We start from the raw sequence: 19,142 nt of genomic DNA, 5'->3' as shown, positions 1-19,142 counted from the left end.
CAGGCTCGCTCCTACAGCGGAAGGTGGTGTTCTTGAGGTTTGAGGCACTGCCCGGAACGCGCCTGGCACAGCGCAAACAACCATTTGCGCAACCGCACTATTTTCAGTTCCATACCAGCAGCTCCGCAGGTGTCGGGTTGTAGGCGTTGCACGGATTGTTCAATTGCGGGCAATTGGAAATCAGCACGATCACATCCATCTCCGCCCGCAGGTCCACGTATTTGCCCGGTGCCGAAATGCCGTCTTCGAAGGTCAAGCAACCGTCGGCGGTGACCGGCACGTTCATGAAGAAATTGATGTTCGGCCCGATGTCACCCTTGCCCAGTCGCCCGTCGTGGACGCAGGCGCGCAGGTAGTTGTCGCGGCAGCTGTGCATGTAGCGTTTTTCCAGGGCGTAGCGCACGGTGTTGCTCTCTTGCGCGCAGGCCCCGCCGAGGGTGTCGTGACGTCCGCAGGTGTCGGCGACGATGGTCAGCATTGGTTTGCCGAGGTTGGAATAGAGCACGCTGCCGGTGCTCAGGTAGACGCTGTTCTGCCGACGCAAGGTGCGTTGCACGTCGTAGCGTTCTGTGGGGTTGGCGACGCTGTAGAACAAGGTATCGACCGCCTGGTTGCCTTCCAGGTCGAGGATGCGCAGGGTCTGGCCGGCCTTGACTTCCATCAGCCACGGCTCGCCGGCCGGGATGGTTGCGTGGTAGATCGCTGTCTCTGGATGCTTTTGATGTGTAGCGATTGCGAGTGGCATGGCAGCGATCCTCAGGCGAACAAGCGGTCGGTGTTGATGAAGCCGCGCTCGTTTTCCGGGCGCGAAGTGCGGCAGTGTTCGGCGACGCTGGCGTCGGCGTTCATCCAGCTCAGCTTCAAGGGTTTCGGTGCGTACTCCGGGGCAGGGTCCATCGGATGTTGCAACGCGGTGAGCACCACCAGCGTGTCCATCGGCGCGTACAACTCGATGTAGTCACCGGCCCTGGAATGCCCTTCGACGAAGTGGAAGCACCCGGCCTCATCGACATTCACGCGGCTGAACAGGTTGAGGGTCATCAGCAAATCCGACAGGCCCAACCCCCACTTTCCGAGTTCCACCAAGAGGTTGTCGGTGCCGTTGCGGAAGAAGCCGTTGCGCAGTTCCTGATAACGGCCTGCACCGTATTTTTCCGCGACTTCTTCAGCGCAGAGCACACCGCCGAGGCTGTCGCTCCAGCCGCAGGTGTCGGCAGTGATGGCGGCCAGTACGCGGCCCATGTCCGAGTACAAACAATGGCCGATGGTGAGCTTGGCGGTGTGTTGGCATTTGAGGCTGTCGGGCAGGTTCAGGCGTTCGGTTTTTTCGTTGGCGTTGAGCAGCGTCAGGCTGACGTTGGCGCCGCCGCGAATGTCCGTCAGGCGCAGCAATTGGCCGCGTTTCAACACGAAGGAACGATGGCCGCCGCCGGGGAGCATTTCTTCGGCGAAGGGCGGGAACAGTTGGGTCGCATCAGTCATTTTCATTTCCTCTAAGCGATACGAAGCGTGCTTGCCAGCTGAGCCGGCAAGGCATCGACGGCGGCGCGGTTGACCCGGCGGTCGCTGTTCAAAGGGATGTCGTAGGTAATGCGCGCGCCATAGGCGCCGGGGGCGTGCGGGTCGACGCGGACCTTGTCGAACACCAGCAAACGGGTGCCGAGGCTGAACCCTTCGGACAGGTCGTGGGTGACCATGAACACGGTCAGTTGCGTTTCGCGCCACAGCTCCAGCAGCAAGCCGTGCATGTCTTTGCGGATGCCCGGATCGAGCGCGCCGAACGGTTCGTCGAGCAGCAACACGCGTGGCTTCATGATCAGCGCCTGGGCGATGGCCAGCCGTTGCTGCATGCCGCCGGAAAGCTGTGCCGGGTACTTGTCCAGCGAGTGGCCGAGGCCGACTGTGTGCAGCAGCACCGAAGCCTGTTCGCGGGCGTCTTTTTTAGCACTGCCAAACAGCCGCCCAAGCAGCGGCGAACGTGGCAGTTCGAGGCCGAGGGCGACGTTGTCCAGCACCGTCAGGTGCGGGAACACCGAGTAGCGCTGGAACACCACGCCACGGCTCGAATCCGGTTCGCCGGCCAGTGCCCGACCGTCCAGTAAAATCTCGCCACGACTGGCACGCTCCTGACCAAGCAGCAGGCGCAGGAAGGTCGATTTACCGCAGCCCGACGCGCCGACCAGGGTGCAGAACTCGCCCTCGTTGACGTTCAGGTTCAAGCCCTCGAGCACCACCTGATCGGCGTATTCCTGCCAGACGTTTTTCACCGTGATGAAGCTCATGCCCGCGCTCCTTCGTACCAGGGAAAAACACGCTGGGTCAGGCGCTTCAGGCCCCAATCCATCAGCCAGGCGAGCAGGGTGATCCAGACCACGTACGGCAGGATCACGTCCATCGCCAGGTAGCGGCGTACCAGGAAGATCCGGTAGCCGAGGCCGTCGGTGGAAGCGATGGCTTCGGCGGCGATCAGGAACAACCACGCCGAACCGAGCATCAGACGCATCGAGATCAGCAGGCGCGGCAGCAATTGCGGCAATACCACACGCAACATCAGCGTCCAGGTTGAAGCGCCGAGGGTCTGGGCCTTGATCAGCAACTCGACCGGAATTTCCCGGGCGCGCTGTTCCAGGTCCCGCGCCAGGCAAGGGGTGATACCGATCACGATCAGCATCACTTTCGACAATTCCCCCAGCCCGAAGACGATGAACAGAATCGGCAGGATCGCCAGCGGCGGCACCATCGACAGCACCGTCAGCAGTGGCGACAACGGCGCGCCAAACAGCGGCAACGTGCCGGCGGCGATGCCCAGGCACAGCCCGGCCAGCGCACTGATGCCGAGGCCGATGGCCAAGCGACGCAGGCTCGACGCGGTGTCTTGCCAGAGTACGTATTCACCGGTCCGGCTGTCGGCGGTGAACGCCAGGCGTTTCACCGCGTCGGACATCTGTACCGCGCTCGGCAACAGCTTGTCGTTGGGGTTGTCCGTCAGTCGCTCGGCCGAGCCCATGAAGTAGGCGAACAGCACCAGGGCGAATGGCAGGATCACCAACACCAGGCGACTCGGGCGATCCGGGTGGCGATTGATCAGGCGCATGGCCAGGTCCCCTTCTTACAGCTTGGCGTCGGCGGCCATCTGCACGTAGCTCGAGTCGAAGCGCAGCTTCAGATTGCTTTTGTCGCCGCTGGTCACGCCGTTGGCGAAGGCCATACCGATCGCGCTGGTGTCCTTGGCGCCTTCACCGAGCAAGCCGTGCAAGAAGGAAAACTCGGCGACCTTGCGCATGGTGTCCGGCAGCTGTCTGCTGGTGGAGAAGGCCAGGGCTTCTTTCGGCGTGGCGAACAATTTGGTGGTGTCGAGTTGCGACTGGAAGCCTGCCAGATCAGTGCCAGAAGCTTTGGCCATGTGTTCGAGGGCGACCTTGCTGGCGGCGTTTTTCGCGTTCATCAACTCGACCACTTCGAACCAGGCGCCGGTCAGCGCTTTGCCCAGGGCCGGGTTGTCTTTGAGGGTGGCGCTGTTGACCACCATCATGTCCATGATCTCGCCGGGGATCTGGCTGGAATTGAACACTTCGGTCACGCCCGGTTTGGCCTTGATGTCCGAGAGCATCGGGTTCCAGGTGGTGACCGCGTTGACCTGGTCGGTGTTGAACGCGGCGGAGATATCGGCGTCGGAGGTGTTGACCACTTTCAGGTCTTTCTCGCTGAGATCGACCGAGTCCAGCGCGCGGGCCAGCAAGTAGTGGGAGACCGACAGTTCCACCAGATTGACGTCCATGCCCTTGAGGTCGGTGACTTTCTTGCCGTCGCCCTTGAGCACGATGCCGTCGTTGCCGTTGGAAAAGTCGCTGACGATCAGTGCGGTGCTGTCGACGCCACCGGCTGCCGGAATGGTCAGCGCGTCCATGTTGGTCATGGTGCAGCCGTCGAACTGGCCGGCGGTGTATTGGTTGATCGATTCGACGTAGTCGTTGAGTTGCACCACATCGATCTTGATGCCGTACTTTTTCGCCCATTTGTCGACGATGCCTTGGCTGCCCGCGTATTCCCAGGGCATCCAGCCGGCGTAGAGGGTCCAGCAGACGCTGAAGTGGTCTTTTTGCGCGGCTTGGGAAGAGAGGCTCACGAAGGCTGCGAAAGCCGCGGCGAGCAGGGCGGGTAAACGGATCTGGGACATGGTGGTTCTCCAGTTGATCGAGGGCGGACAGGAAGGCAGCGGCACCGTAAACGGTGTCTTGTCTCCCGGGCTTTTGTCCCGCCGTGTAACCTCAACTGGAGGTCGCCAACTCTCGGACCAGCCACTCGCCTAAGCGAGCCGGAACCCTAGTCAGCCATTGCAAATTGTGGTGCCGCGAACCTGTAATGACTCCTGCACGGGTTTGCTAAAGCGAGAGCCGTGCCAAGTTGGCTTAACGTGCCTGGCGCGCGGGATTGCGCGATTAGTGGGTTTCAGCGGCGAGCGGGTGCTGCCTTGTGATGGTGCGTTGGCGCACCGCAATGGGACGTTATGACCCGTGTTATTTCGGCGGTGGATATGGCCACTGGCACCACTAATCAGCCGGTGAATGCATGAAAAACCTTTCATCGGGGAGATGTTTCAACTTGTTGCGAGACCGCACCAGATTTCGAAATCGATGTCTGATCTTTCGACAGTCACCGAATAATTGACTGTCGCTCGCCAGCGTCGCTGGTGTGGCTCACTCGCGGTCCAGGAGGCCGCCATGCTCCTTCAAAAAAAGCTCCGCCAAATTCTTCTGTTCGCTGTAGTGGGATTGTCTATTGGTGCGTGCGTGCCCTATGCCGATGGAGGAGGCAGCTACTACAGTTCCGACGTATACACGTCCCCAGCGCCGTATTACTCAGGTGGCGGGCCTTACTACTCCAGCGGTGGTTACTACACCTCCGAGCGCCGCTATTACGCGCCGCCCGCCCGGTATTACCAGCCAACGCCGCGGTACTACCAACAACCGCGGGTTTACCAACCGGCACCGCGTTATTACCAGTCACCACGCGGCGATTACCGGGCTCATCAGAATCAGGGATGGGACGGGCGTAACCGTGGCGGCTGGAACAACGATTACCGTGGCGGCGGACGCAACCACGGCGGGCGAGGCGACCATGATGGTCGCGGGGATCATGATGGACGGGGTGGGCGCCGGTAACTTGAGTTAAATGCACGATGTGTGGGAGCCAGCAGGCTCCCACATTTACATTCAGTACTCCGACAGATCCGCCAACGGGTGCCGCCCCTCCCAGGCCTTGTGGAAATGCGCCTCCACGACCGCATCCGGTACGTTATTGATATCCGGCCAATGCCAGTGCGGCTTCTGATCCTTATCAATCAACCGCGCCCGCACCCCTTCACTGAACTCCGGATGCCGACAGCAGTTGAGGCTCAGGGTGTATTCCATCTGAAAAACTTCAGCCAGCGACATATGCCGAGCGCGGGCGATTTGTTCCCACACCAGATGAGCCGTCAGTGGCGAACCTTCACTCAAAGTGCGTGCCGCCCGGCTCAGCATCAGGTCCGTGCTGTCACGCTGTTGGCTGATGGCTTTCCACGCGCAGCGCACATCGCTGACGTCCAGCAGTTCATCGATGTGCTGGCGGCGCGGCAGCCACTGGGCTTCGGGCATTTGCGCAAGCGCCTTTTGCTGCAAGGCCTTGAGCAGGCTGTTGAGCTGCATCGGCGTTTGTTCCTGCCAGTTCAATTGCAGCAGGCCTTCGATCAGCTGTTCTTGCTGTTCATCGAGCAGGAAACGGTCGGCCAGGTCGAGATCGATCGCATCGCGACCGTTCATGTGGGCGCCGGTCAAACCGAGGAACAAACCGAGCTTGCCGGGCAGGCGCGACAGAAACCAACTGGCGCCGACATCCGGGTACAAACCAATGGTGATCTCGGGCATTGCCAGGCGGCTGCTCGGGGTGACGATCCGGATGTTCGCGCCTTGCAGCAGACCCATGCCGCCGCCCAGCACATAGCCATGGCCCCAGCAGATCAGCGGTTTCGGGTAAGTGTGCAGATTGAAGTCCAGGCGATATTCCGCCGCGAAGAATTGTGCCGCCAGCGGCGGCACTTCGCCAGGGTGCGCGCGGCAGGCTTCCACCAGGCTGCGCACTTCGCCGCCCGCACAAAAGGCCTTGGCGCCATTGCCGCGCAACAACACACAGACGATTTGCGGGTCTTTGGCCCACGCGTCCAGCCGGTCGCGCAAGGCGTTGATCATCGGCAAGGACAGGGCATTCAGCGACTTTTCGGCATCCAGGCTGGCAATGCCGATGCGGGCGCCGTCGGTGCCGGTGAGTTCTTCGAAGTGCAGATTCATCGTGACCTCGATCAGGAATTTGAGCGTTGAGTATGATCGCAATGCAGGAAAATGCCGGTTCTGCGTCAGATCAATTGACAAGCGTGACGGGCTTTCCTACGGTTCGCCTCATTGTTTTTACCGGATGCAGCCATGACCACCGACGACCGTATCAAACTCGAACCAAGCTGGAAGGACGCACTGCGTGCCGAGTTCGACCAGCCCTACATGGCAGAGTTGCGAAATTTCCTGCAGCAGGAGCGCGCGGCGGGCAAGGAAATCTACCCACCGGGACCGATGATTTTCAACGCGCTCAATTCAACGCCGCTGGACAAGGTCAAAGTCGTCATCCTCGGGCAGGACCCGTATCACGGCCCGGGCCAGGCCCATGGCTTGTGCTTCTCGGTGCAACCGGGCGTGCCGGCGCCGCCGTCGCTGGTGAACATCTACAAAGAGTTGAAGCGCGATCTGAACATCGACATTCCCAACCATGGCTATTTGCAGAGCTGGGCGGACCAGGGTGTGTTGATGATCAACACCACCATGACCGTCGAGCGCGCCAACGCCAATGCGCACAAGGATAAGGGCTGGCAGTTTTTCACTGACCGGATCATTGAAGTGGTCAGCGAGCGTCAGCCGCATCTGGTGTTCATGCTGTGGGGCGCGCATGCGCAGAGCAAGCAGAAGCTGATTGATGCGACCAAGCATCTGGTGCTCACGTCGGTGCATCCGTCGCCGCTGTCTGCCTATCGCGGGTTTCTCGGGTGCGGGCATTTCAGTCGGACTAACAAGTATCTGGAGCAGAATGGCGAGACGCCGATCGAGTGGCGGTTGGCGCCGGTTTGAATGGTTTATCCGGGGGAATCCGGATTACGGTTCCAATACTTGAACAACGGCTCCGCCAGAAACAACACAAACAACAACCGCATCACCTGCATCGCCGTCACCAGCGGCACCGACAATTGCAGGGTCTCCGCCGTCAAACTCATCTCCGCAATCCCGCCGGGCATCATGCCCAGGGTCAGCGAACGCAAATCCAGATGGGTCAGCGCACTCAACCCTAACGCGGCTGCCGTGGCGATCAACATGGTCAGGACCGTGCCAATCAACGTCCGGCCCATAAACGAAGGCGCCCGCCGAAAAAACTGCCGGTTGAAGTGACAACCCAAGCCGCTGCCGATCAGCCATTGACCAATCTGACTGCCGCCGTTGGGCAAACCGATATGCAGATCCCAACCAATGCTCACCGCCGCACTCACCAGCAACGGCCCGAACAGCCAGGGGTTGGGTTGACGAAGACGCTCCCAGATCCACGCCGCCAGAGCGCCCGCCGGGAACAGCAGCGCCAGCCACCACCCATTGACGGCGGACGGATGAAACACCGGCGCGCCGTCACCCAACAGATACTTGAACGCCGCTGGCACACATAACACCACCACTAACACCCGCAGACTTTGCCCCGCCGCTACGCGACTGAGCACCGCGCCATTGCGCGCGCCGAGGTTGACCATCTCACCGGAGCCGCCGGGCATGCTGGAAAAAAACGCGGTGGCGCGATCCTCGCCGGTGCGCCGCATCAACCAGACCCCGACCACGGCGGACAGGCTGGTGACCAACGCACCGAAGAAAATCAAGCCGAAATGGCTGAGCACCTGCTCCATCACCACCGGGGTGAAGTGCAGGCCGATACCGATGCCGACGACCCACTGACCGACCTTGCGCCCGCCCGGGATTTCCGCCAATTGCCAGGGCGTCAGGCAACGCACGAGGATGATTGCGAGCAGCGAGCCGACCATCCACGGCAGCGGCCAACCGACCTGACTGGCGAGAAAACCGCCCAGCGCGCCGACCAGCGGCGTACCCCACCAGGCGTTGAAGGGCGTCCGATCAGACATCGGCAACCGCGCGACGAGCGACCGAGCGTTTGCGCCAGATTCGCAGGATCGGCACCAGCAGCATCACCGCGATCAATGCCCAGACACCCATGGTGATCCCGCTCGACCAGAGAATCTCCAGCGAACCGTTGGAGATCGATAACGCTCGACGCAGATTCTGCTCCATCAGACAACCGAGAATGAATCCGAGCAAAACCGGGGACAACGGAAAGTCCAGCTTGCGCAGGATGTAGCCGAAGATACCGATGCCGATCATCAGGAACAGATCGAAGGTGGTGGCATGCACCGCGTAGACGCCGATCGCGGTAATGATCGCGATCATCGGCACCAGCGCCCAGTTGGGTACGGCGAGGATTTTGGTGAAGATGCGGATCATCGGGATGTTGAGGATCACCAGCATGATGTTGGCGATAAACAACGAAGCGATCAGGCCCCAGACAATGTCCGGTTGTTGCTGGAACAACAGCGGGCCCGGGGTGATGTTGTACAGCGACAACGCACCGATCATCACCGCCGTGGTGCCCGAACCGGGAACGCCCAGTGTCAGCATCGGCACCAGCGCGCCACAGGCTTCAGCACCGATGGCGGTTTCCGGGGCGGCGAGACCGCGTTTGTCGCCCTGTCCGAATTTTCCGCTGGGACCGGCGATACGTTTCTCGGTCATGTAGGCCACGGCACTGGCCAGCGTAGCGCCGGCACCCGGCAGCACGCCCATGATGAAACCGAGCACGCCGCACCGCATGTTCACCCAGAACACCGAGGCGGCTTCCTTGAAATTGAACATCATGCGGCCGGTGGCCTGGAACGCTTCCTGGCCGCGATGGGTTTTTTCCAGCAGCAACAGGATTTCGCTGATGGAGAACAGGCCCAGCACCAGCACCACGAACTGAATGCCGTCGGTGAGGTGGATATTGTCCCCGGTGAATCGGTAGACGCCGCTGTTGGCATCAATGCCGACGGTCGACAGAAACAGGCCGATCAGCGCCGCAATAAAGGTCTTCAGCGGTCGATCGCCGGCCATGCCGCCGAGGCAGACAATCGCGAACACCATGAGTACGAAATATTCCGCCGGACCGAAGGCAATCGCCCATTTCGCCAGGATCGGCGCGAACACCACCATGCCGCAGGTGGCAATAAAGGCACCGATGAACGAACTCCACGCCGACAGTGACAGGGCAACTCCTGCCATGCCCTGACGCGCCATCGGGTAACCGTCGAGGGTGGTCATCACGGTGGACGCTTCGCCCGGAATGTTCAGCAGGATCGAACTGATCCGGCCGCCGTATTCGCAACCCAGGTAAACCGCAGCCAGCAGGATCAACGCTGACTCCGGCGGCAGTCCGAGGGCGAAGGCGATCGGAATCAGCAGCGCCACGCCGTTGATCGGTCCGAGGCCGGGGAGCAGGCCGACGACGGTGCCGATCAGCGTGCCGCTGAGTGCGGTGATCAGGTTGTAAGGGGTCAATGCAACGCCGAAGCCGTGGCTCAAATAACCAAGCGTATCCATATCAGTTCTCCAGAACGTCGAGCAGGCCCAGAGGCAGTGGCACGTCCATGACTTTGTCGAACAGCAGGTACAGGCCGATGCTCATCAAACCGATGATCACCACGCTGGGCAACCATCGTCCGCCATACAGGCGTGCCATCGGAATGCCGACCAGCATGCTGCTGAGGACGAAACCCAAGGGTTCGAACAACCCGGCGAAGACCAGCAGCAACAGCACGCACAGGCCGATTTTTGTCAGGGTTTCGCGATCCATCGGCGGATCTTCGTCGGTGTGTTTGATCGGCGAGGGGCGATACACCATGTAAATCAGCCCCAGGCCCATCAAGCCCAGCATCAACAGCGGGAAGGCCCGTGGGCCGATCGGTTCGTAGGAAAAAGGCGCCTGATACGGCAAGGCCATCAGCACCAGGCTGACACAGGCCAGCAACAGCACCGAAGCAAAAATGCGTTGTAAGAGCATGGCAAACTCCTGTGCCGCGACCCCGTCAAGCGGAGCCGCAGCCGCTAGACAGAGGCGATCACTGAATCAGGCCGAACTCTTTGGCCAGCACTTTGTAGTCGGCAACCTGCTTCTTCACGTAGGTGTCCAGTTCCGGGCCGGTCATGGCGAACGGGAACAATTCGCGCTGATCACGCAACTTGGCGAACTCGGGCGAAGCCAGCAGTTTGTCGAAGGAGTCTTTCCACCAGGCGTAGTCTTCGTCGCTGACTTTTGGCCCCAGGTAGAAACCGCGAACCACTGGCCAGACTATGTCGTAGCCTTGCTCCTTGGCGGTCGGGATATCTTTCATTTCCGGCTCGTCCAGACGCTTGTCGGAGAACACTGCCAGCAGGCGCATGTCGCCGCTCTGAATGTGCGGCATGGAGTCGGAGATGTCGGTGCTGCCGACCTGGATGTGCCCGCCGAGGAGGGCGGTAGCGATTTCACCGCCGCCTTCGAGGGCGACGTAACGCAAGTCACGCGGGTTGATTCCGGCGGCCTTGGCGATCAGCGCGGTTTGCATCCAGTCCTGGCTGCCGACGGTGCCGCCGGAACCGATCACCACTTTGCTCGGATCTTTCTTCAGGGCTTGAACGAGATCGTCAAGGTTCTTGTAGGGCGAATCGCTTTTGACCGCGATGGCGCCGTAGCTGGTGCCGACCGCTGCCAGCCAGCGCACATTGGTTTCATCGAAACGGCCGAACTTGCCCTGGGCCAGGTTCAGCAACGAGCCGCTGGACCACGCCACCAGCGTGCCGGCGTCGGCCGGGCGCTGCGCGACCACCGCGTTGTACGCCACTGCGCCGACACCGCCGGGCATGTAGGTCACGCGCATCGGTTTGGTCAGCAGTTTTTCGTTGAGCAACGCACTTTGCGCCAGTTTGCAGGTCAGGTCGAAACCACCGCCGGGCGAGGCCGGGGCGATGCATTCCGGGCGTTTCGGCTCGGCCATCAGTTGGCCGGCAAACAGCATGCAGCTGGCGGCAAGGGCGAAACGGCGCAGTGATCGATTCATGGGTGTCTCCACAGGAGTTATTGTTTTTAAGGTTTTTCAGGTGCGACGAAGTGCGCTGGTCAGCCGGTTGCGGCGCTGATGAGCGTTAGCGATGGGGAAGGGTCGGGCGGGCAAACCTTGCGCTGTGTGGACAGCATGGCGAAGTACCTCGTTATTGTTCTTATTGGCGAAAACGCATCAAGGCGTTTTTCGGGAGCTACATTTCAAAGCACAATCAATGGCTGGCGGACGAAACCATCCGTGGGCTGACTCTAACGGTCCAACCTTTCACGAGCCTTTCAGCGGCCTTTCACGGTTTTCAGGCTTCACAGCGGCGGAAGCGGCTGTAAACTCCGCGCCAAAGAATGGCGTCGAACATCCCTGAATGAGGTAAAGATCCATGCGTGTTCTGCTCGTCGAAGACCATCTGCAACTCGCCGACAGTGTCGCCCAGGCGCTCAAGAGCACCGGGTTGACCGTGGATGTGTTGCATGACGGTGTGGCCGCCGACCTGGCGTTGAGCAGCGAGGAATACGCCATGGCGATCCTCGACGTCGGCCTGCCGCGCATGGATGGTTTCGAAGTGCTGGCGCGCTTGCGGGCTCGGGGCAAGAACCTGCCGGTGCTGATGCTCACCGCCCGCAGCGACGTCAAGGATCGGGTGCATGGCCTGAACCTGGGTGCCGATGACTATCTGGCCAAACCGTTCGAACTCACCGAACTGGAAGCGCGGGTCAAAGCCTTGCTGCGCCGCAGTGTACTCGGCGGTGAACGCGTGCAGCGCTGCGGCGTGCTGGCCTACGACCTGGAAACCCGGCGCTTCACCCTCGGCGAAGAATTGCTCACACTGACGTCCCGCGAACAGGCGGTGCTCGAAGCGCTGATCGCCCGCCCGGGTCGAGTGATGAGCAAAGAGCAACTGGCTTCGCAAGTGTTCGGCCTCGACGAAGAAGCCAGCCCCGACGCCATCGAAATCTATGTGCATCGCTTGCGCAAGAAACTTGACGGCCAACCGGTCGCCATCGTGACGTTCCGCGGGCTTGGCTATTTGCTGGAAAGCCGCGATGCATAAGCCCAGCAGCCTGCGCTGGCGGTTGCTGTGGAACCTCGCGCTGTTGCTGGTGGTGTTGATGCTGGCCAGTGGTTTGAGCGCGTACTGGAATGGTCGCGAAGCCGCCGATACCGCTTATGACCGAACGTTGCTGGCCTCGGCACGCACCATCGCCGCGGGTGTGTCCCAGCGCGATGGCAGCCTCAGCGCCGACGTGCCATACGTGGCCCTCGATACGTTTGCCTATGACAGCGCCGGACGGATTTTCTATCTGGTCAACGACATCAATCAGAAGCTGATCTCCGGTTACGAAAATCTGCCAGCGCCGCCGCCGGGCACGCCGCGCACCGATGACTATCCGGCGCTCGCACGTTTCTACAACGCGACGTACCGGGGGCAGAACGTGCGGGTGGTCAGCCTGCTCAAACCGGTCAGCGAACCTAACATGAACGGTATGGCGGAAATCCGCGTGGCGGAAACCGACGAGGCGCGCGTCGCCATGGCGCGCAGTCTGGCGGCGGACACGCTATTGCGGTTGGGCATGCTGGCGATGGGTGCTTTGCTCATGGTGTGGTTTGCGGTCAGCGCGGCGCTGCGTCCGTTGGAACGCTTGCGCACCGCCGTTGAAGAGCGCCAATCCGATGACCTGCGGCCACTGCCGTTGGTGGAAGTGCAACATGAGTTATGGCCGCTGGTGCGCGCGCTCAACCACTTTACCGAACGCCTGCGCGGGCAGTTCGAACGTCAGGCGCAATTTATTGCCGATGCCGCGCACGAACTGCGCACGCCACTGGCGGCGTTGAAGGCGCGGCTGGAACTGGGTTTGCGCTCGACCGAGCCCGACACCTGGTGGACTACGCTGGAAACGGCCGCCCAAAGCACGGACCGCTTGACCCATCTGGCTAATCAATTGCTTTCGCTGGCGCGGGTCGAGAACGGCGCCCGGGCGATTGCCGAGGGTGGCGCGCAGTTGCTGGATTTGAGCCAGCTGGCGCGCGAACTCGGCATGGCCATGGCACCGCTGGCCCACGCACGCGGCGTTGCGCTGGCGCTGGAAGCGGATGAGCCGATATGGCTGCGCGGTGAGCCGACGCTGTTGAACGAGTTGTTGAGCAATCTGGTGGATAACGCACTGGCCCACACGCCTTCGGGTGGCAATGTGATCCTTCGGGTTTCGGCGCCGGCAGTCCTGGAAGTCGAGGACGACGGGCCGGGGATTCCGCTTGAGGAGCGTGATCGGGTGTTCGAGCGCTTTTATCGTCGCAACCAGCAAGTCGCCGGGTCGGGGTTGGGCTTGGCAATTGTTGGAGAAATCTGCCGCGCGCATCTGGCGCAGATCAGCTTGCATGATGGTGAAGAGGCGGGTTTGAAGGTGCGGGTGAGTTTTATTGCGGGGGAGTGAAGGTGTCTGTGCCGTCCTCTTCGCGAGCATGCTTCGCTCCTACCGATACTCACAAATCCTGCAGGAGCGAAGCGTGCTCGCGAAGGCCGCGCCGCGGTCCCGGTTAGTAGAACATCGAACGCGATTCTTCCAGTTCCTTGCACATCGCCTCGTTCTGCGGGTCGATCCCCAGCTTCTTGAAGGCCGGCACATTAAACGCGTCGACGCGGGCGAGGGGATGGTCAGTGTCTTTGTGGCAATACAGGCTGGCCACCTGGATCAGGTCGACATAATCGACTCGTTCCGATTCTCGCTTGAAGTCCAGATACAACCCCGGAACCTGCACCAGCTTCTCCGGAAACTCCCAGACTCTGAGCAGCTTGTCGCCAATCAACGGATGAATCTGATCGATCACATGATTGAGACTGACCGGATCAGCGAGTAGCTCATAGTGATCTTCGGCATAGGTGAGGATCGGCAGCACGCCAATCTGATGCACCAGGCCGCCCAACGCCGCCTGATCGGGTTTGAGCTGCGTGTAGCTGCGGCACAGCGCATAGCTGACGCCGGCGATTTCCAGGCTTTTGCGCCAGACATCGCGCATCTTCTGCTCAACCACCTCTGAACGGGCGTGGAAAATCTGTTCCATCACGAGGCCGATGGCCAGGTTGCTGCTGTAGTTGACGCCCAGGCGCGTGATCGCCGTGTGCAAGTCAGTGACTTCCTGAGTCGCGCGCAGCAGCGGGCTGTTGACCACTTTGATCAGGCGCGCCGACAGCGCGGCATCACGGCCGATCACTTTACTCAGGTTGCTGACACTGATTTCCGGATCTTCGGCCGCCTTGCGAATCTTCAGGGCCACTTCCGGCAACGTTGGCAGAACCAGATCATCGTTATCGATGGCCTCAACCAAATCCTGTTGGACCTTATCCGCCAGATCGCTCATTTCTTTTCTCTAGGTGTTGCAACAGGTATTGCGACAGGTATTGCGACGATGCCCAGCGTTAACGCTGGATTTCGCGATCGCGATCCAGTTCGTAAGGCAGATCGAGCAGATGCAGTGCTGGCCCTTCAAGTGCGCCCAGATGAACATCTCCACCCTCTGCGGCTTCGGCTTGCAGCACCGCCAGGAGTTCAATATTTTGCCCGGCGCGTGCGGCAATCACTACTTCGCCGATGGAGCTGCCGTGCGTGGGCGAAAACAGCGCAGTGCCTGGTTCCGCAAGTTCGCCGCTCTCAAGGCTCAAGCGATACAAGCGGCGCTTGAGCTTGCCCAGATATTGCATTCGCGCGACGATTTCCTGGCCTGTGTAGCAACCTTTCTTGAAGCTAACGCCGCCGACGGCTTGCAGGTTGAGCATTTGCGGAATGAACAGCTCACGGGTTTGCGGCATGACCTGACCGATCCCTGCGCGGATCTGGCCCAGCAGCCATTGATTCAGATCGCTTTCGGCCAACAGTGCGGATAACCGGCCCTTGATCGCGACGGCTTGTTCGGCGGCCACCCAGAGTTCGGCACGCTCCGGCGAAACGCGGATGGCGATCAACCCGTCATTGCGCGCAACGCTGTCGGTGTCTGCCGGCAGGTCAAGACCCAGGCTGGACAGGGCGACATCGCCATGGTCGACACCGAAGCGGACCCATGCGTCGCTTTCATCGGTGAGTTTGGATTTGGAGAACACCGCGTATTTCTTCAGGTCCGCCAGTTGCGGTTCCAGCAGATCGTTGGCCATGGCCATGAGCACGCCATCCCCTTGCAGCAGGATGCGGAAACTCGACTGCATCCGGCCTTTCTGCGTGCAGCGCGCGCCGAGGCTGGCCTGGGTGTCGCTCAGGTAATTGAGGTTGCAGGTCAACTGGCCTTGCAGAAATTTGCCGGCATCCGCGCCGCGGACCGCGAGAACGCCTTCGTGAGACAGGGTGCAGAAAAAAGCGGAATCAGCCATGGGACATCGCAGGGTAAAGAGTCTGGGAGACATCATAAGGGCGCGCCCATGAAATGGGTAGTTTACAAAAGGTCGGCGGTGCCCGACCAAAGCCGACTGTTCGCGGGTGCCCGGGGCTGTATACTTGCCGCCTATTTGAGGAGCGCTCCATGGTCGAAGATGTTGAACTGAATCGCCTCTACTGGCACAGCCGCCGTGGCATGCTTGAACTTGACGTGCTGTTGGTGCCGTTTGTGAAAGAGGTCTATCCGCACCTTAACGACGTCGACCGCGATTGCTACCGCAAGCTGCTTGAGTGCGAAGATCAGGACATGTTCGGCTGGTTCATGGAACGTGCCGAGTCGGAAGATCCTGAGCTTCAGCGCATGGTTCGCATGATCCTGGATCGTGTCCAGCCCAAATAATGCGTTCGAATGCCGCTGGCATGCCTCGCGGCAGTTGCTGGCGGCTTATCTGTTGACCCAGCTGTTCGCGCTGGGGTCTTTGTTGCTTCTCGACATTCCCGTCTGGGCCGGCTTGCTTGGCGCGTTTTGCTGCCTGGCGCATGGCGTTTGGGCGTTGCCGCGACAGATTCTGCTTAAGCACCCGCGAGCGTTTTGCGGTTTGCGTCGCGATGCCGATGGCTGGCAGTTATGGAATCACGCGGGAGGATGGCAGGCCATTCAGCTGGGGCGGGACAGCCTGGCATTGCCGTTAATCGTGGTGTTGCGTTTTCGTCTGCGCGGCGAGCGCTGCGTGCGGTCGATCTGCGTGCCGAGGGATTCGCAGGCGACGGAGCTGCACCGACGCCTGCGGGTTCGGCTCACGTTCAGTCGACGTAGGTGGGCGGCACCAGAATAGTGTCCAGCGCCACTGGCAGCAGGTCCGGGTAGTCGAGGGTGTAATGCAGGCCGCGACTTTCCTTGCGCTCCATGGCTGACTGAATCATCAGTTCCGCCACCTGGGCGAGGTTACGCAACTCGATCAAATCCCGGCTGACCTTATAGTTGCTGTAGAACTCGTCGATTTCGTCGAGCAACAAGCGCACGCGGTGCTGCGCTCGTTGCAGGCGCTTGTTGGTGCGCACGATGCCGACGTAGTCCCACATGAAGCGGCGCAATTCATCCCAGTTGTGCGCAATGATCACGTCTTCGTCTGAATCAGTAACCTGGCTGGCGTCCCAGACGGGCAGGGCGACGGGCATTGAAACCTGCGGCAGCTGTTCAAGAATGTCGGCCGCCGCCGAGCGCGCGTATACGAAGCACTCCAGCAGCGAGTTACTGGCCATGCGATTGGCGCCGTGCAGGCCGGTGAAACTGGTTTCGCCAATCGCATACAGCCCCGGTACGTCGGTGCGGCCCTGCTCGTCAACCATCACGCCGCCGCAGGTGTAGTGCGCGGCAGGGACGACGGGAATCGGTTGCTTGGTGATGTCGATGGAGAACTCGAGGCAGCGCTCGTACACCGTCGGGAAATGCGTCTTGATGAAGTCTTCCGGTTTGTGACTGATGTCCAGATAGACGCAATCGATCCCCAGCCGCTTCATTTCATGGTCGATCGCCCGGGCAACGATGTCCCGTGGCGCCAGTTCGGCGCGCGGGTCAAAACGCAGCATGAAGCGCTCACCGTTCGGCAGCTTCAGGTGGGCGCCTTCGCCGCGCAGGGCTTCGGTGACCAGGAAGCTCTTGGCTTGCGGGTGATACAGGCACGTGGGGTGGAACTGATTGAACTCCAGGTTCGCCACCCGGCAGCCCGACCGCCACGCCATGGCGATGCCATCACCGCAAGCGCCGTCAGGGTTACTGGTATAGAGGTAGACCTTGGCGGCACCACCGGACGCGAGGATGACAAAACGCGCGCCGTAGGTGTCGACTTCGCCTGTGCCGCGATTGAGAACGTAGGCGCCGAGGCACCGTTCACCCTCAAGGCCGAGGCGTTTTTCGGTAATCAGGTCAATCGCAACCCGCTGTTCCAGGAGTTCGATATTGGGCCGTTGCCGGGCTTTGTCGAGCAGGGTTTTGAAAATCGCAGCGCCCGTGGCATCGGCCGCATGAATGATCCGACGATGGCTATGCCCGCCTTCACGGGTCAGGTGGAACTCGAAACCACCGTCCTCAGTGCCGGATTGCTCGTCGCGGGTAAAAGGCACGCCTTGGTCGATCAGCCATTGAATCGCCTCTTTACTGTGCTCGACAGTGAAGCGCACGGCGTCTTCGTGACACAGGCCGCCGCCGGCATTGAGGGTGTCATCGACGTGAGATTCGACAGTGTCGGTGTCATCCAGAACTGCAGCGACGCCGCCCTGGGCCCAGAACGTGGAACCGTTGGCGAGGTTGCCTTTACTCAGTACGGCGATGCGCAAATGATCAGGCAAGGTCAGCGCAAGGCTTAAACCGGCAGCGCCGCTGCCAATCACCAGAACATCGTGTTGAAACTGTTGGCTCATTTCAGGATTCCGCTCAAAGCGACCCGGGTCGGGGTTGGCGCCAGACTTCTGGAACGGCGAGTCAAGGCAGCCACACAGCCCACTAGTATATAGAGGGGGGGAGCGGCACAATAGCCGGGCTCACATGGCATTGTGAAACTACAGTGACAGAAAGGATCTGACGCTTCGTCGGATGGTTTTTCGACCGGTTTGGCGAAAAGACGACTGTATCGTGGATTTAACAGTCTTTTTCAGTTCGCAGTTGCACAATGTCGGTCATGCGTGGCTATAAATATTTGGAACTTTTGCCAAAGGCCCAAGATCAATAGACCGTTGCCTGATTCAAGGGACAGTGTCGGCTTCAATGCGGGATTGCAGTTTGATCCATGCCGGCGAATCCGATGACAAGATTATTCGCGCAGCCGGGTTAACCCGCGCTGCGCTTTTCGTGCGTGCCAAATCAGAGCACGCAGGAAACTTGCTTGGAGGGGGAGAACTTTTGCGAAAAGCCCGAGTCTATGTTTGCAAGTCTGGTCGTTTAGTTATGCAAGCTTCCTCCGAGCTCATCGAGGAGAGTTCATGCTAACCCAGGAAGAGGATCAGCAGCTCGTCGAACGCGTCCAGCGCGGCGACAAGCGAGCTTTCGATCTGCTAGTGCTGAAATACCAGCACAAAATTCTCGGGTTGATCGTGCGTTTCGTGCACGACACCCATGAAGCCCAGGATGTGGCGCAGGAAGCTTTTATCAAGGCTTATCGTGCGCTTGGAAATTTCCGCGGTGACAGTGCGTTTTATACGTGGCTTTACCGCATCGCCATCAACACGGCGAAAAACTATCTGGTTTCACGCGGCCGTCGGCCGCCGGATAGCGATGTCAGTTCCGAAGATGCCGAGTTCTACGATGGCGATCATGGCCTCAAGGATCTCGAGTCGCCAGAACGTGCATTGCTGCGGGATGAGATCGAAGGCACCGTCCATCGAACCATTCAGCAACTTCCAGAAGATTTGCGTACGGCATTAACTTTACGTGAATTTGATGGTCTGAGTTACGAGGACATTGCGGCCGTCATGCAATGTCCGGTGGGCACCGTGCGCTCCCGGATTTTCCGCGCTCGGGAGGCCATCGATAAAGCCCTGCAGCCGTTGTTGCAGGAAAACTGAGACAGCGGCGATAGCCA

General features: G+C 60.4%; 20 protein-coding genes and 1 riboswitch. Of the genes, 7 read left to right on the top strand and 13 right to left on the bottom strand.

All coding sequences use genetic code 11. From position 1 onward, the window contains the following. Nucleotides 1–103: 103 nt before the first annotated feature. The 5 genes from ACYZT4_RS14330 to ACYZT4_RS14310 are packed head-to-tail and all read right to left on the bottom strand — an operon-like array spanning nucleotide 104 to nucleotide 4,177. Nucleotides 104–745, bottom strand: a complete 642-nt coding sequence (locus ACYZT4_RS14330) for an urea amidolyase associated protein UAAP2 (RefSeq protein WP_461980598.1) — start codon at nucleotides 743–745, stop codon at nucleotides 104–106. Nucleotides 746–756: 11 nt separating this feature from the next. Beyond that, nucleotides 757–1,482 carry an urea amidolyase associated protein UAAP1 gene (locus tag ACYZT4_RS14325; protein ID WP_461980596.1) on the bottom strand — a complete coding sequence of 242 codons (726 nt, stop codon included), beginning with the start codon at nucleotides 1,480–1,482 and terminating at the stop codon, nucleotides 757–759. An 11-nt stretch (nucleotides 1,483–1,493) separates the two neighbouring features. Then, nucleotides 1,494–2,282 (bottom strand): ABC transporter ATP-binding protein, encoded by a 789-nt coding sequence (locus tag ACYZT4_RS14320; protein WP_461980594.1) that lies wholly within the window; start codon nucleotides 2,280–2,282, stop codon nucleotides 1,494–1,496. Next, nucleotides 2,279–3,094, bottom strand: a complete 816-nt coding sequence (locus tag ACYZT4_RS14315) for an ABC transporter permease (RefSeq protein ID WP_461980592.1) — start codon at nucleotides 3,092–3,094, stop codon at nucleotides 2,279–2,281. The genes ACYZT4_RS14320 and ACYZT4_RS14315 overlap by 4 nt, the downstream gene beginning before the upstream one ends. Nucleotides 3,095–3,109: 15 nt before the next feature. Continuing rightward, a complete protein-coding gene (locus ACYZT4_RS14310; RefSeq protein ID WP_461980590.1) occupies nucleotides 3,110–4,177 on the bottom strand; it encodes a putative urea ABC transporter substrate-binding protein in 1,068 nt (355 codons plus the stop codon). Between the two features lie 60 nt (nucleotides 4,178–4,237). Continuing rightward, nucleotides 4,238–4,338: riboswitch (guanidine-I (ykkC/yxkD leader) on the bottom strand. Between the two features lie 383 nt (nucleotides 4,339–4,721). Here ACYZT4_RS14310 and ACYZT4_RS14305 point away from each other — a divergent pair. Further along, nucleotides 4,722–5,162, top strand: coding sequence for a hypothetical protein (locus ACYZT4_RS14305; RefSeq protein WP_461980588.1), 441 nt, complete (start codon nucleotides 4,722–4,724; stop codon nucleotides 5,160–5,162). Between the two features lie 51 nt (nucleotides 5,163–5,213). Here the strand turns inward: ACYZT4_RS14305 and ACYZT4_RS14300 are convergent, their stop codons facing one another. After that, complete coding sequence (locus tag ACYZT4_RS14300; protein WP_461980586.1) at nucleotides 5,214–6,326, bottom strand: enoyl-CoA hydratase/isomerase family protein; 1,113 nt, start codon at nucleotides 6,324–6,326, stop codon at nucleotides 5,214–5,216. 132 nt (nucleotides 6,327–6,458) lie between these two features. Here ACYZT4_RS14300 and ung point away from each other — a divergent pair, with 132 nt between their 5' ends. Beyond that, complete coding sequence (gene ung, locus ACYZT4_RS14295; protein ID WP_461980584.1) at nucleotides 6,459–7,151, top strand: uracil-DNA glycosylase; 693 nt, start codon at nucleotides 6,459–6,461, stop codon at nucleotides 7,149–7,151. A gap of 5 nt (nucleotides 7,152–7,156) precedes the next feature. Here the strand turns inward: ung and ACYZT4_RS14290 are convergent, their stop codons facing one another. Genes ACYZT4_RS14290 through ACYZT4_RS14275 form a run of 4 tightly spaced genes read right to left on the bottom strand, consistent with a single transcriptional unit; the run spans nucleotide 7,157 to nucleotide 11,203 of the window. Continuing rightward, nucleotides 7,157–8,200, bottom strand: coding sequence for an AbrB family transcriptional regulator (locus ACYZT4_RS14290; RefSeq protein ID WP_461980582.1), 1,044 nt, complete (start codon nucleotides 8,198–8,200; stop codon nucleotides 7,157–7,159). Continuing rightward, nucleotides 8,193–9,707 carry a tripartite tricarboxylate transporter permease gene (locus tag ACYZT4_RS14285; RefSeq protein ID WP_461980580.1) on the bottom strand — a complete coding sequence of 505 codons (1,515 nt, stop codon included), beginning with the start codon at nucleotides 9,705–9,707 and terminating at the stop codon, nucleotides 8,193–8,195. The genes ACYZT4_RS14290 and ACYZT4_RS14285 overlap by 8 nt, the downstream gene beginning before the upstream one ends. A 1-nt stretch (nucleotide 9,708) precedes the next feature. Continuing rightward, complete coding sequence (locus ACYZT4_RS14280) at nucleotides 9,709–10,167, bottom strand: tripartite tricarboxylate transporter TctB family protein (RefSeq protein ID WP_461980578.1); 459 nt, start codon at nucleotides 10,165–10,167, stop codon at nucleotides 9,709–9,711. A 58-nt stretch (nucleotides 10,168–10,225) separates the two neighbouring features. After that, nucleotides 10,226–11,203, bottom strand: a complete 978-nt coding sequence (locus ACYZT4_RS14275) for a Bug family tripartite tricarboxylate transporter substrate binding protein (protein ID WP_461980576.1) — start codon at nucleotides 11,201–11,203, stop codon at nucleotides 10,226–10,228. A 379-nt stretch (nucleotides 11,204–11,582) separates the two neighbouring features. Here ACYZT4_RS14275 and ACYZT4_RS14270 point away from each other — a divergent pair, with 379 nt between their 5' ends. Together ACYZT4_RS14270 and ACYZT4_RS14265 are read left to right on the top strand one after the other, a co-directional pair. Continuing rightward, nucleotides 11,583–12,254: a response regulator gene (locus ACYZT4_RS14270; protein WP_461980574.1), complete on the top strand. Its 672-nt coding sequence runs from the start codon at nucleotides 11,583–11,585 to the stop codon at nucleotides 12,252–12,254. After that, complete coding sequence (locus tag ACYZT4_RS14265) at nucleotides 12,247–13,635, top strand: sensor histidine kinase (protein WP_461980573.1); 1,389 nt, start codon at nucleotides 12,247–12,249, stop codon at nucleotides 13,633–13,635. The genes ACYZT4_RS14270 and ACYZT4_RS14265 overlap by 8 nt, the downstream gene beginning before the upstream one ends. Nucleotides 13,636–13,738: 103 nt before the next feature. Here the strand turns inward: ACYZT4_RS14265 and ACYZT4_RS14260 are convergent, their stop codons facing one another. Together ACYZT4_RS14260 and ygfZ are read right to left on the bottom strand one after the other, a co-directional pair. Beyond that, nucleotides 13,739–14,560, bottom strand: a complete 822-nt coding sequence (locus ACYZT4_RS14260; RefSeq protein WP_461980571.1) for an HDOD domain-containing protein — start codon at nucleotides 14,558–14,560, stop codon at nucleotides 13,739–13,741. A gap of 58 nt (nucleotides 14,561–14,618) precedes the next feature. Beyond that, nucleotides 14,619–15,560, bottom strand: a complete 942-nt coding sequence (gene ygfZ / locus ACYZT4_RS14255) for a CAF17-like 4Fe-4S cluster assembly/insertion protein YgfZ (RefSeq protein ID WP_461980569.1) — start codon at nucleotides 15,558–15,560, stop codon at nucleotides 14,619–14,621. 149 nt (nucleotides 15,561–15,709) lie between these two features. Here ygfZ and ACYZT4_RS14250 point away from each other — a divergent pair, with 149 nt between their 5' ends. Together ACYZT4_RS14250 and ACYZT4_RS14245 are read left to right on the top strand one after the other, a co-directional pair. Further along, nucleotides 15,710–15,964 (top strand): FAD assembly factor SdhE, encoded by a 255-nt coding sequence (locus tag ACYZT4_RS14250; protein WP_007944081.1) that lies wholly within the window; start codon nucleotides 15,710–15,712, stop codon nucleotides 15,962–15,964. Further along, nucleotides 15,948–16,400, top strand: coding sequence for a protein YgfX (locus ACYZT4_RS14245; protein ID WP_461980567.1), 453 nt, complete (start codon nucleotides 15,948–15,950; stop codon nucleotides 16,398–16,400). Before ACYZT4_RS14250 ends, ACYZT4_RS14245 begins: the two co-directional genes overlap by 17 nt. Here the strand turns inward: ACYZT4_RS14245 and nadB are convergent. Beyond that, a complete protein-coding gene (gene nadB, locus ACYZT4_RS14240) occupies nucleotides 16,369–17,985 on the bottom strand; it encodes an L-aspartate oxidase (protein WP_461980565.1) in 1,617 nt (538 codons plus the stop codon). The two genes, ACYZT4_RS14245 and nadB, sit on opposite strands and share 32 nt — an antisense overlap. A 558-nt stretch (nucleotides 17,986–18,543) precedes the next feature. Between nadB and rpoE the strand changes: the two genes are divergently transcribed. Beyond that, on the top strand, nucleotides 18,544–19,125 hold the full coding sequence (rpoE, locus tag ACYZT4_RS14235; RefSeq protein WP_007944079.1) for an RNA polymerase sigma factor RpoE: 582 nt from the start codon (nucleotides 18,544–18,546) through the stop codon (nucleotides 19,123–19,125). Nucleotides 19,126–19,142 lie beyond the last annotated feature (17 nt).

This window comes from Pseudomonas sp. GB2N2 (assembly GCF_054897705.1).
The sequence above is the reverse complement of the archived record's forward strand: the minus strand, read 5'-3'. Positions and strand labels throughout refer to the sequence as shown.